The 12,211-nt window shown below is 63.0% G+C and carries 14 protein-coding genes; 4 read left to right on the top strand and 10 right to left on the bottom strand.

The features are described from left to right. Positions 1-7: 7 nt before the first annotated feature. Positions 8-1,459: an MFS transporter gene (locus tag J3P79_RS12885; RefSeq protein WP_434611107.1), complete on the top strand. Its 1,452-nt coding sequence runs from the start codon at positions 8-10 to the stop codon at positions 1,457-1,459. Between the two features lie 64 nt (positions 1,460-1,523). Here J3P79_RS12885 and J3P79_RS12880 read toward each other — a convergent pair whose 3' ends face one another. The 9 genes from J3P79_RS12880 to J3P79_RS12840 form a co-directional block, all read right to left on the bottom strand. Continuing rightward, positions 1,524-1,850, bottom strand: a complete 327-nt coding sequence (locus J3P79_RS12880; RefSeq protein ID WP_039588383.1) for a four-helix bundle copper-binding protein — start codon at positions 1,848-1,850, stop codon at positions 1,524-1,526. Positions 1,851-2,001: 151 nt separating this feature from the next. Further along, positions 2,002-2,604 (bottom strand): LysE family translocator, encoded by a 603-nt coding sequence (locus J3P79_RS12875; protein ID WP_434611105.1) that lies wholly within the window; start codon positions 2,602-2,604, stop codon positions 2,002-2,004. Positions 2,605-2,658: 54 nt separating this feature from the next. After that, positions 2,659-3,495, bottom strand: coding sequence for an AraC family transcriptional regulator (locus J3P79_RS12870; RefSeq protein ID WP_434611103.1), 837 nt, complete (start codon positions 3,493-3,495; stop codon positions 2,659-2,661). A 98-nt stretch (positions 3,496-3,593) separates the two neighbouring features. Beyond that, complete coding sequence (locus J3P79_RS12865) at positions 3,594-4,019, bottom strand: GlcG/HbpS family heme-binding protein (protein ID WP_039588380.1); 426 nt, start codon at positions 4,017-4,019, stop codon at positions 3,594-3,596. A gap of 65 nt (positions 4,020-4,084) precedes the next feature. Then, on the bottom strand, positions 4,085-4,861 hold the full coding sequence (locus J3P79_RS12860) for an ABC transporter substrate-binding protein (protein ID WP_434611448.1): 777 nt from the start codon (positions 4,859-4,861) through the stop codon (positions 4,085-4,087). 147 nt (positions 4,862-5,008) lie between these two features. Next, a complete protein-coding gene (locus J3P79_RS12855; protein WP_434611100.1) occupies positions 5,009-5,359 on the bottom strand; it encodes a RidA family protein in 351 nt (116 codons plus the stop codon). Further along, positions 5,356-6,729, bottom strand: a complete 1,374-nt coding sequence (locus J3P79_RS12850) for an FAD-dependent oxidoreductase (protein ID WP_434611099.1) — start codon at positions 6,727-6,729, stop codon at positions 5,356-5,358. The genes J3P79_RS12855 and J3P79_RS12850 overlap by 4 nt, the downstream gene beginning before the upstream one ends. Beyond that, entirely contained in the window at positions 6,722-7,051 is a 330-nt protein-coding gene (locus J3P79_RS12845; RefSeq protein WP_434611097.1) for a (2Fe-2S)-binding protein, read from the bottom strand. Before J3P79_RS12845 ends, J3P79_RS12850 begins: the two co-directional genes overlap by 8 nt. Then, complete coding sequence (locus J3P79_RS12840) at positions 7,041-8,165, bottom strand: NAD(P)/FAD-dependent oxidoreductase (protein ID WP_434611096.1); 1,125 nt, start codon at positions 8,163-8,165, stop codon at positions 7,041-7,043. Before J3P79_RS12840 ends, J3P79_RS12845 begins: the two co-directional genes overlap by 11 nt. A 156-nt stretch (positions 8,166-8,321) precedes the next feature. Here J3P79_RS12840 and J3P79_RS12835 point away from each other — a divergent pair, with 156 nt between their 5' ends. The 3 genes from J3P79_RS12835 (at position 8,322) to J3P79_RS12825 (ending at position 11,386) form a co-directional block, all read left to right on the top strand. Then, a complete protein-coding gene (locus tag J3P79_RS12835) occupies positions 8,322-9,227 on the top strand; it encodes a LysR substrate-binding domain-containing protein (RefSeq protein ID WP_434611093.1) in 906 nt (301 codons plus the stop codon). Positions 9,228-9,353: 126 nt separating this feature from the next. Beyond that, positions 9,354-10,439, top strand: a complete 1,086-nt coding sequence (locus J3P79_RS12830; protein ID WP_434611091.1) for a Rieske 2Fe-2S domain-containing protein — start codon at positions 9,354-9,356, stop codon at positions 10,437-10,439. Next, entirely contained in the window at positions 10,436-11,386 is a 951-nt protein-coding gene (locus J3P79_RS12825; RefSeq protein ID WP_434611089.1) for a PDR/VanB family oxidoreductase, read from the top strand. Before J3P79_RS12830 ends, J3P79_RS12825 begins: the two co-directional genes overlap by 4 nt. Positions 11,387-11,413: 27 nt before the next feature. On the opposite strand, the gene J3P79_RS12820 is transcribed toward J3P79_RS12825, so the two are convergent. Beyond that, positions 11,414-12,127 carry a GntR family transcriptional regulator gene (locus J3P79_RS12820; protein ID WP_434611087.1) on the bottom strand — a complete coding sequence of 238 codons (714 nt, stop codon included), beginning with the start codon at positions 12,125-12,127 and terminating at the stop codon, positions 11,414-11,416. Between the last annotated feature and the right edge of the window lie 84 nt (positions 12,128-12,211).

The raw sequence follows: 12,211 nt of genomic DNA, 5'->3' as shown, positions 1-12,211 counted from the left end.
AAGAACCATGTCGCAATCACCTCCCTCTGACCCGGGCCAGCGCTGGCGTGCCTTGACCATCCTATGCCTGGGCGTGCTGATGATCGTGCTCGACGGTACGGTGGTCAACGTCGCCCTGCCCTCGATCAAGGACAGCTTGCAATTCGACGACGCCGACCTGGCCTGGGTCGTCAATGCCTACTTATTGACCTTTGGCGGTTTCCTGCTGCTGGGCGGACGCCTGGGCGACCTGTTTGGCCATCGGCGCCTGTTCACCCTGGGTTTGGCGGCGTTCACGCTCGCATCCCTGGCCTGCGGCATGGCGCCATCGCAAGCCTGGCTCATCATTGCCCGGGCCATCCAGGGGCTTGGCGGAGCGGTGGTCACGGCGGTGGCCTTGTCGTTGATCATGGACCTGTTCACCGAGGCCGGGGAGCGCGCACGAGCGATGGGCGTGTACAGTTTCGTCTGCGCGGCGGGTGGCAGCATCGGCGTGTTGCTGGGCGGTTTGCTCACTGACCTGCTGAGCTGGCATTGGATCTTCCTGGTCAACCTGCCTGTCGGCCTGATCGTCTTGGCCTTGTCGCTGAAATTGTTGCCTGCCGTGCGCGCCGAAGGCAGTGGGCAACTGGATGTTGCCGGCGCGGTGACCGCGACGGTTTCGCTGATGGTCGCGGTGTATGCCGTGGTCAACGGCAACGAACAAGGCTGGACGTCTATCCACACGCTGGGCCTGCTGGCTGCCTCGGCCTTGTTGATGCTGGGCTTCATCGTCATCGAACGCCGGATTACCCATCCCTTGATCCCGATGGGCCTGTTTCGCCTGCACAACCTGCGCACCGCCAACCTGCTCGCGGTGCTCTGGGCTGCGTCGATGTTTGCCTGGTTTTTCCTGTCGGCGCTCTACATGCAGCTAGTGCTGGGCTATACGCCGATGCAGGTGGGATTATCTTTCCTGCCGGCCAACGTGATCATGGCGATTTTCTCCCTGGGCCTGTCGGCGCGCCTGGTGATGCGCTACGGCATCCGGACGCCGCTGGCGCTGGGCCTGTTACTCGCCGCCATCGGCCTGGCGCTGTTTGCACGGGCACCTCTGGACGGCCAATTCATCGGCGACATCCTGCCGGGCATGTTGCTACTTGGCTTGGGGGCGGGAATGGCGTTCAACCCGATGTTGCTCGCCGCAATGAGCGAAGTGGAACCCAAGGACTCCGGCCTGGCGTCAGGCGTGGTCAACACCTCGTTCATGATGGGCGGATCGGTGGGCCTGGCGGTGCTGGCAAGCATAGCCGCGTACCGGACCAAGACGGCTGCGTCTGATCTCGCGCCGCTGGTGGCACTCAATGACGGGTATCAGGTGGCGTTCCTGATCGGTGCGATGTTTGCGCTGGCTGCAGCGGTACTGGCGCGACTGCTGCTACAAAGCACCGCGATGGGACAGCAGGCCAAAGTCGACTCCGCCGCCCATCCGGCGCCTTGACAACCCAGGGCTGCCACGACAGGCATTAAACGATGCCTGTCGTTGTAGCCGGTCCAGTTGAATCTCAGGCAGCCATCCGTTCACACGCCTCGGCGCAGGACCGGCATGCCTTGGCACAATCCTGGCAATGACCCGCCTCGTGCCCGGCACACTCCTCTCCACAGGCTCGGCAGATGCTCGCGCAGACAATACAAAGATCGGCGGCGACCCGACTGTCGCGCTGCATTAATGTCGCCGCCAGGCGGCACAGGTCGGCGCAGTCGCGGTCCAGCTCGATGCAACGCGCCATCATCTGGACGTTTTCTTCTTGCAGGCAAGCGCTGGCGCATGCCTCACAGGTCATGGCGCAGGCCAGGCATTCGTCGATGCAGGCTTGATAACGCTGGTTCATGGCACTCTCCTTTTTCGAAGGTCGGGAAAAACGGCATACCGCCTTTTCAGGGCAGGTATAAGAGTGCGACTCGCCGCACGAGCCTGGGGTTTCGAAAGAAAAATTACATTTTCGTCAGCCAGGACATACCGCGACTCCTGCTGCGGTTCATCTACACCAGCAGCGTCAACCACGCCGACACCAGCAGCAATACCGCCATGACGCGATTGAAGCGCCCCATCGCCACGGCGGAACGGCAGAACCTTGCGGCACCGCGCCCCAGATAAGCCCAGGCGGTCATGCAAGGAATGGAAATCGCGAAGAAAGCAAGGGACAGCCAGAGCACCCGCGCCGTACGGTCCACCTCGGCGCCGGCGAATACGCTGACCACCGCCAAGGCCATCATCCACGTCTTCGGGTTCACCAGTTGCAACCCGGCGGCACCCGCCAGGCCAAGCCGCGGGCCTTCAACCGGTCGGTCCGGGTCGATGGCTTCGGCCGGCGCGCTGAAAATCTGCCAGGCCATCCAGCTCAGCCAGGCGATACCGGCCCAGGACAATGCCGTTTGGATCGTAGCATGCCGGGCCAATACATCCCCCAGCCCGGTGCCCACCAACAGCACCAACAACGCGGCGGCCGCGCAAGCGCCGAGGATAATCGGCCAGGTGGTCGCCAGTCCGAAGCGCGAGCTGTGGCTCAGCACCAGGATATTGGTGGGTCCGGGGGTGATGGACGCGACAAAGGCAAACAGGGCAAACGGCAGCAACTGGTCCATGGAGCAATTTCTCGGTGGGTGATCGTAGGACCGATCATCCCGATACTGCCGTGCTCAGTCTGGAACAATTGAGCAGCGCTTGCGGTAGTCCGCGGGGCTCATGCGATAGGCACGCTGGAACCAGCGGCCCAGGTGACTCTGGTCGGCAAAACCCAGCATGGCGGCGACCGTCACGGGACTTTCGCCACGGGCCAGCAAGCGCCGCGCCCGGGCCAGGCGCAGTTGGATCAAGTAAGCATGGGGCGCCAGGCCGAAAGCCGCCTTGAATGCGCGGCTCAGGCGGAAGCGATCGACACCGGTAGCCCGCGCCAGATCGTCCAGGCCGATGTCTTCGCTCAGGTGGCTGTGCAGGTAGTCGCGGGCCTGCTGTGCAACCAGGGGCAGGCGCGGGTCGGGATTGATCCGCGCACGCCAGTGCAGGTGTTGGGTGAGGTTGGACAGCAGCGTGTCAAGGGCGGTCTGGCGGACGATCAGGATGTCCTGCTCATGCAGGCTCTGGAAGGCCGTGGCGGTGGCGCGCGCCAGTTGTGCGTCGTCATTGAGTGTGGCGGCGAAACCCAATTGGGCGTTGTCCGGTGCGTCTTCGAACAGCGAGCGCAGTTCGCGCTCAAGCCATTGTGGTTCGAGATACAAGGTGCGGTAGGTAAAGCCCTGTTCGTGAGGTGCGTTTCCGTCATGCAGCTCGCCGGGCTCGAGCAGGAACACTTTGCCGGGGGTGCTGTTATGTTGCTGACGGCGGCAATGGAACTGCTGCACGCCCTGCTCCGTCACGCCCACCAGGTAGGCGTCGTGCCAATGCGGGTCGTAGGCATGCCCCTCGAAATGCGCGCGCACGGTCTCGATGCCGGACGAGGCGTCCTGCTTGAGATCGATCCAGTTGCGCGCTGTCATGTCTTACCCGTCTAGTCGATGTGCCCTGGCAGATTAACGGCTGCTCAAGTGCCTGTCTGGAAGATTTGTGCAAATTGAGGGCTCATCAAATGCCTGCATCAAGCATCCGGCGTAATCACCGGCAGCACAGTCTCTACCGCCAACCGCGCCAGTTCCGCATCCTCTTCAGCCTTCACGCCGGAAACCCCGATGGCGCCGATGCACTGGCCATCGTGGCGGATCGTCACGCCGCCCTCGAGCATGCCCTGCAAGTGCGGAGCGCTCAGGAAAGCCAGGCGACCGCCGTTGATCATGTCTTCGAAGGCCTTGCTGTCACGCCGTCCCATGGCCGCGGTGCGGGCTTTTTCGGTGGCGATGTAGGTCGACAACGGCGAGGCATCGTCCAGGCGCAACAGCCCCAAGGGATGGCCGCCATCGTCTACCACGCAGATCGATACGGCCCATTGGCGCTGGTGAGCCAGCTCCTTGGCCGCGACCAGCAGTTGGGCAACGTCCTGCTCCGTGAGTACCGCTTTGGTTTTCATGAATCACTCCGTGTCATGGAACATGAGGCCAGGGGCAGCACCCGCTGGCCATGGAAAGTGCCTGATTATTCGCCGTAGATATCGAAATCGAAATACTTCTGGCGAATCCGGTCGTAGGTGCCATTGGCGCGAAGGGTTGCCAGGGCCTGGTTGAAGCGGTTCGCCAACGGATCGTTCTTGCGCACCGCGATGCCAATTCCCGTGCCGAAGTATTGTTCTTCGACGAAATTGGGCCCGACAAATTCAAAATCCTTGCCTTCCGGGCGCTTGAGCAAGCTTTCGTCGATCACCACGGAGCTGGCCATCGTCGCGTCCAGCCGGCCGCCCAACAAGTCGAGAAAGATCTCATTCTGCGAACCATAGCGGATTACCTCGGCGCCTGCCGGGGCAAATTTTTCAGTGACGTAGCGATCGAAGTTGGTCGCCCGCTGCACGCCGATCCGCTTGCCCTTGAGCTGTGCTGGAATCTCGCTGACGCCGCTGCCCTTGCGAAACACCAGGCGCGCCGGGATCCGATAGTAGCGGTCGGTAAAGTCGACCGATTTCATCCGCTCCGGGGTGATCGACATGGAGGAAATCACCGCGTCGACCTTCTTCACCTTGAGCGCGGGGATCAAACCGTCGAACTCTTGCTCTATCCAGTCGCAGCGAACCTTCATCTCGGCGCACAGGGCCTGGCCGATGTCGTAGTCAAATCCAACGATGGCGTTGTCCGGGGTTTTCGAGGCGAACGGCGGATACGCCGCTTCGATGCCGATGCGCAACGAGTTTTGCGCAGCGTGCAGGTTGGCGCCGACCGCCAGCAACGAGACGAAACCCAGCTTGAGTGCGATGCGTTTGATGTTCATTCATTAGCTCCGGATGCGATGTTATTGAGTTCGGACGCTCGGCGAAAAGTCGTCCGTTATGGCAGCAGCAACGTGAACAAGCGCGGGCGACGGCTCTGGTGGTCGTCTCGCCCGGTAACGGCAGAACGGCGGGCCGGCGTGCTACACCGCTGCCGTGACGATCAGCTCCAGGAGGATTTGCGGATCGTCGAACGCCACTTGGGCGGTGGCCCGCGCGGGGGTGTTCTCGGCGTCGATCCAGTCGCTCCACAGCGCGTTCATCGCGGCGAAATCGCGACCCATGTCCTTCATCCAGATCTGCACGCTGAGCAGGCGACGTTTGTCGCTGCCGGACGCGGCGAGCAACTCATCGATCCGCTGCAGCACCTGACGCGTCTGGCCCTCGATGTCCTGGCTGCAATCGGCGGCGACGATGCCGCTGAGCCAGGCCACGCCGTTGTGCACGACGCTGCGGCTCAGGCGCGGATTGCTTTCAATACGTTGGATGCTCATGACAGTTCCTCCAGTGAGTGGCTTTCGCCGGCCAGTTGGGCCAGCGTGATGGGTTTGAGGGGCGGGCGAATGCGGTAGTAGCCCACCTCGGCGGGCGGCACGCGACGATGGGCGGCGATGATCTGGGTAACGCTCAAGCCGCACTGGCGGCCCTGGCACGGGCCCATGCCGCAGCGGCCGAAGGCCTTGGTCTGGTTGGGCCCCAGGCAGCCCAGGTCGACATAGCGGCGGATATCACCGGCGCTGACCTCTTCGCAGCGACAGACCATGACGTCATCGGCGGGAACGCAGTGCCCTGCCGGAGGCCGATAAAGGGCATCGATCAACGGCCGAGCGGCGCGAGCGCGGCGCAGCGCCTTCTGGACGCCACGTGCCTGCCCATGACGTCTGGCGATGGCCAGCGCCGCGAGTTGCCCTTCGAGCCGCGCAACCTGGGCGCCACCAATGGCCCCACCGTCACCGGCGATGAAGATCCCAGCGGCGCTGCTTTCACCGAAACCATTTCGCCGCGGGACCCAGCACAGCTGCGACTCGCTCCAGTCATGTTCCAGGCGCAGCGACCGGCTGATCTGCGTATGCGGGACCACGCCCTGATGCAACAAAATCAACTCGGCGGGCACCCGGTGATGCTGCCCGCCGCTGTCGAAGCTCAAGGCAGTCGCGCGATCCTCGCCCTCGATGCGCAGGTGAGCGGCACCGCGAAAATGGCGGATGCCGGCACGCTTCAATTCAACCAAGAGCATCGCGCCCTTGAGCAAGTCGCGCCAACCCTGCAACGCGCCAGGAATCGCACGCCAGGCCTTGAGCAGGTCACGTCGGTGGCTGGTATCGACGAGCGCGTCGATGACGATGCCTGCCCGCAGGTACTGCACCGCCAGCAGATACAACAGCGGACCGCAGCCTGCCAGGACCACAGGTCCTGCCGGTACCATGGCCGCGCTTTTAAGCAGGATTTGCCCCGCGCCGGCGGTCATGACGCCGGGCAAGGTCCAGCCAGGGATCGGCATTGGACGTTCGAGGGCGCCCGTGGCGATCAACAAATGTCGCCCTTGGAGGATGCGTGCCTGGCCGTCGACCAGGTAGTGAACCTCACGCTCTCGCGTCACCTGCCAGATCGCCGCGTTGGGCAGATAGCGTGCGCCACATGCCATGAAATCCGCCGCCAGTTCAGCGCCCGCGCAGTAGTCCTCGCCCAGCACGGCTCGGCTGCGACTATCGGTTTGAAGGACCTGGCGATAAATCTGCCCGCCGGGACTGGCCTGTTCATCCAGTACCACCACGGACAATCCATGGGACCGGGCTTGGAGCGCCGCGCTCATGCCGGCCGGGCCGGCACCGATGATGATCAGGTCGATCGCGACGTTACTCATCATTCGCCTCCCCAACCGGCACCAGGGCGGCAGCGCCACACTGACGGCGCACGCGCATACCCGCACGCACGGGCACCAGGCAGGATTGGACGTTGGCCTGGTCGTCGACCTGCACCAGGCATTCGAAGCACACACCCATCATGCAATACGGCGCCGCGGGCCGGCCGCTGACCGCACTTTCACGGGTATGGCGCACGCCGCTGGCGAGCAAGGCCGCCGCCAGGGACACCTTGTCCGGAACGCTCAACGGCTGGCCTTCGAATTCGATCGATACGTTGTGCTGCGCGACGGCCAGGGGCCGGAAAAGGCGGTCAGCCGACATGGCGCATCTCCATGGATGAATTGAAGCGGTGCAGGCCGAATGGCTTCACAGCGGGGTCATCGAAATCACCAGCGATCCAAGGGGCCAGGCGCAGGGCATGAACGGCAGCCAACGTCACACCGCTGTGGCAGCTGACGACCGACAGCCCCGGGCAGCCCTGGGACATTTCGTAGATCGGAAACCCGTCGGCGCTCATCACCCGCAACGCGCCCCAGGCCCGCACCAGCCGCACGTCACCCAGCAGTGGAAAACACTGCACGGCCCGCCGGGCAATGGCGGCCATGACCTGGCTGCCGGTGCCATCGTCGAAGCCGGCTGATTCATGGGAATCGCCCAACTGCACCGTGCCTTCATCGGTCTGGCGCACGTAGGTGGTGGGGTAATCCAGGAAAGGCTTGAGGCGTTCGGTCACCAGGATCTGTCCGCGGTTCGGCTGCACCGGCACATCCAGGCCAACCTGTTCGCCCAAGCGTTGATTGCCCAGGCCCGCGGCCAGGACCACCTGCCGGGCCGACCAGCACTGATCCCCGGCACGTAATCGAAACCCGCTCGCATCGGGTTCGATCGCCTCGACGCGGTGACCATTGATCACCTTCACACCACGGGCCAGGCATGCCGCGTAAAGGGAGCGCAGCAGCTTCAACGGGTTCACATGGCCGTCCATGGGCGAGAAGCAACCGCCCACGACATCGGGCCCGATGCCGGGCAGGCGATTGCGCAGTTGCACCGGATCCAGCAGCTCGTAGGGGTAATCACCGTCAAGGGCTTCGCGCAGCCAGCCCAGGCGCGCGGCTTCCTCGGCCATTTCCGCATCGCTCAGGCACAGTTGGAAACCACCCGCCTGGCGCAGATGGATATCGATCCCGGTATCGGCTTGCAGCGCGGCAGCAAACCGTGGCCACAGCGCCACCGAATCGCGGGTCCATTGCGCATAAGGGCTCATGCCGTAGCCCTTGCCCTGAACCCAAAGCAGACCGAAGTTGCCCCGGGCGGCACGCATGGCGTCGTCGCCCTCGTCGAGCACGCTTACCTGGCCTCCGAGCAAGGCCAGGCCATAAGCGATGGACATACCCACCAGGCCACCGCCCACGATGATGACATCAGTTTTATGCATGGCTGTTCTGCGCTGTGTATAGCCGTTCTGTTTCGTTAGAAACGCTGAGTTTTCGGCCTTATGAATTGATGACGGAAATCCTAGGACGCTGCCAAGCCCATGAAAAATGCTTTATTTTGGATAGCTCATGTCTTTTTGTTATGGATAGATAAGCTTATGAACCTTCGCCAGCTGGAAGCCTTCCGCGCAGTGATCCTGGGACAGACGGTGACCCGCGCCGCCGAGATGCTGCACATCTCCCAGCCCGCCGCGACCCGGCTGATCGCCAGCCTGGAAGAAGACATCGGTTTCAGCCTGTTCGACCGCATCAAGGGTCGACTGCAACCCACCGCCGAAGCCATGACGCTGTATCAAGAAGTGCAGCGCTCACTGCTGGGCGTCGAGCGGATCGCCCGCACGGCCCAAGACATCCGCAACTTGAAGCGGGGTTCGTTGCACATCGCCTGCGCGCCGGCGATGGGCTTGTCGTTCCTGCCGCGAGCCATCGCCGCGTTCATGGCCGAGCATGACCGGGTGCAGATCACCCTGATGGTGCAGTCATCGCGGGAAGTGGTGGACCTGGTGGTGGGCCAGCGCTGCGACCTGGGCTTGATCGTCCTGCCCAACACCTATCCGAGCCCCCGCGCCGAAAAACTGCTGGCGACGCGGATGCTCTGCGCCCTGCCCGCCGGCCATCGCCTGGTGGATCGCGCGACGGTCTTCCCGGAAGACCTGCAAGGCGAGCGGTTCATTTCCTATCCGCAGTCCATCGGCTCTCGCCAACACATCGACGCGATCTTTGCCGCCCATGGCGTGGAGCGTGAGCTGCGGCTGGAGACTCAGCTCTCGCAGCCCATGTGCACCTTCGTCGAGCAGGGCCTTGGCGTTGCCCTGGTGGACGCCATCAGCGCGGTCGAATACCGGGGCGACGGCATCGTCTTTCGCGCCTTCGAGCCGGCGATTGAAATGGACTTCAGCATGCTGCTGCCGATCCAGGGACCCTTGTCGAAATTGCAGGCCTGTTTCCTGGAGCACATGCAGCGGTTCATCGAAGTGCAGGTCCCGGCGGCTTATCGCTTTTAGCTCACCTAATGGATCCATTGACTGCAGCCAGTCATCAGCCGACCCACCAAAATCGTTGACAAGCAAATTAGTTAAGAGAGTTAATGGATCCACAGACAAAAACAAAACCAGCCTGGAGATCCGTTCATGTACCCCAAGAACACTTGGTACGTCGCCTGCACGCCTGACGAAATTGCCGACAAGCCGCTGGGTCGGCAGATCTGCGGTGAAAAAATGGTTTTCTACCGCGGGCATGAAGGCAAGGTCGCGGCGGTCGAGGATTTCTGCCCGCACCGTGGCGCCCCGCTCTCGCTGGGTTACGTCGAGAACGGCAATCTGGTGTGTGGCTATCACGGCCTGGTGATGGGCGGCGATGGCAGGACCGTCGAGATGCCCGGCCAACGAGTGCGGGGGTTTCCCTGCAACAAGACCTTCGCCGTGCAGGAACGCCACGGCTTTATCTGGGTCTGGCCGGGTGAACAGGCGCAGGCCGACCCGGCGCTGATCCCGCATTTGGAATGGGCGGAAAGTGACGAATGGGCGTATGGCGGCGGCTTGTTCCACATCCACTGCGACTATCGCCTGATGATCGACAACCTGATGGACTTGACCCACGAAACCTATGTGCATGCGTCGAGCATCGGCCAGAAGGAAATTGACGAGGCGCCCCCGGTGACCACGGTCGAAGGCGACGAAGTCGTCACCGCCCGGCACATGGAAAACATCATGGCCCCGCCGTTCTGGCGCATGGCGCTGCGGGGCAACAACCTGGCCGATGATGTGCCGGTGGATCGCTGGCAGATCTGCCGCTTCACCCCGCCCAGCCACGTACTGATTGAAGTCGGCGTGGCCCATGCCGGCCACGGCGGTTATCACGCCGCGCCGCAGTACAAGGCGTCGAGCATCGTGGTCGATTTCATCACCCCGGAAACCGAGACGTCCATCTGGTACTTCTGGGGCATGGCCCGGCACTTCCAGCCCCAGGACGAAGCGCTGACCGCCAACATTCGCGAAGGCCAGGGCAAGATTTTCAGCGAAGACCTCGAAATGCTCGAACGCCAGCAGCGCAACCTGCTGGACCATCCGCAACGCAACCTGCTCAAGCTCAATATCGACGCCGGCGGCGTGCAATCGCGGCGGGTGCTGGAACGCTGGATCGCCCGGGAACGCGAACAAGAGGCAGCGTTGATCGCCAGCACGCGCCAGCCGCAACACGCGGAGCAACGGCCATGATCGAAGTCCACGTCGCGGCGCGCAACAACGAAGCCCTGGACATCTGCAGCTACGAGCTGACGACGGTCGATGGCCAACCACTCCCGGCCTTTACCGCCGGCGCCCATATCGATGTGCATTTGCCCGACGGGCTGATCCGCCAGTACTCACTGTGCAATCATCCCGAGGAGCGGCATCGCTACCTCATCGGCGTGCTCAAGGATCCCGCTTCACGGGGGGGCTCGCGCAGCCTGCATGAGCAGATCCAGCCGGGCATGCGCCTACTCATCAGCGAACCACGCAACCTGTTTACGCTCGCCCCGCAGGCTAGCCGCAGCCTGCTGTTTGCGGGCGGTATCGGCATCACGCCGATCCTGTGCATGGCCGAACACCTGGCCCAGAGCGGCGCTGCGTTTGCCTTGCATTACTGCGCCCGGTCCAGGGATCGCGCGGCTTTTGTGGACCGTTTGCAGCAATCGCCTTATGCCGACCGGGTGTTCTTGCACTTCGATGAAGACCCCGCCACGGCGCTGGATGCCGCGCGGGTATTGGCTTCGTCCGATCAGGATCAGCATTTATACGTGTGTGGACCCGGTGGTTTCATGCAACACATCCTCGACACCGCCAAGGCCCAAGGCTGGCAGGAATCCAACCTGCACCGGGAATACTTCGCCGCCGCCCCCACCGACACCAGCGCCGATGGCCGCTTTTCGGTGAAGCTTGCCCGCAGCGGTCAGGTCTTCGAAATACCGGCGGACATGAGCGTGGTCCAAGTGCTGGAAAGTCACGGCGTCGAGGTTCCGATTTCGTGCGAGCAAGGCGTCTGCGGCACGTGCCTGACCCGTGTGCTGGATGGCGTGCCGGACCACCGGGACATGTTCCTGACCGAGGCCGAGCAAGCCTGCAACGACCAGTTCACGCCGTGCTGTTCGAGGTCCAGGACGCCGTTGTTGGTGCTGGATCTTTAAGACACCACAATTACCAGCAGTAGAGCCTCATTCGGATTTAAGGATCACCTTCATCCGCTCATCCGCCAGCGTCGAGCCAAACACCTCGGCGTAGCGCAGGGTGGCGTTGGCATGCTCACGCATGATTGCCTCGGCACGGGCGCCCTGGCGATTGACCAGTGCATCGAACACCGAGTGATGCTGCATGTGGGCGTAGTTGAAACGGCGGTACTCGCCGGCCATGTTCTGGCGATCGACCGCCAGGGCGGTGACAGAGGCGAATGGCAGATGATCGTTGCGCGCCAGGGCGTCGGCAATGGCCGGGTTGTGGCTGCCTTCGACGATCACTTGGTGAAAGCGCATGTTGAGGTCGTGGTAGACCTCCAGGTCTTCTTCGGTCACATAGCCCTTGGCGAACAGTTCATCGCCTTGCACCAGGCACCGTTCGAGCGCGCGACGAGCCTCTTCGGACAACCCGCGTTCGGCCGTTTGCCGCGCCGCCAGGCCTTCGAGCACCCCACGGACTTCCACCGCACCGGCAATGTCATCGGCGCTGACGGAGCGCACCTGGAAACCACGCCCGCCAAACCGCACCAGCAGCCCTTCCTGCTCCAGGGTGCGAAACGCCATGCGCACCGGCATGCGAGAGACACCGAACAATTGCGCCGTGGGAATCTCCATCAAGCGCTCGCCGGCCGCCAGTTCGCCTGAAGCGATCATTCGACGCAACGCGACCAGCACCGTTTGGCCGGGCTTACTCATTCAGGGGATATCCAGGGAAGAGAGAGCCGCCATAGTAATTGCAATCAAATGTGGGAGCGAGCGTGCTTGCGAAAGCGGAGGGTC

It is taken from the genome of Pseudomonas sp. R1-7 (genome assembly GCF_051132105.1).
GTDB lineage: Bacteria > Pseudomonadota > Gammaproteobacteria > Pseudomonadales > Pseudomonadaceae > Aquipseudomonas.
This window is presented reverse-complemented; position numbering and strand designations above follow the sequence as displayed.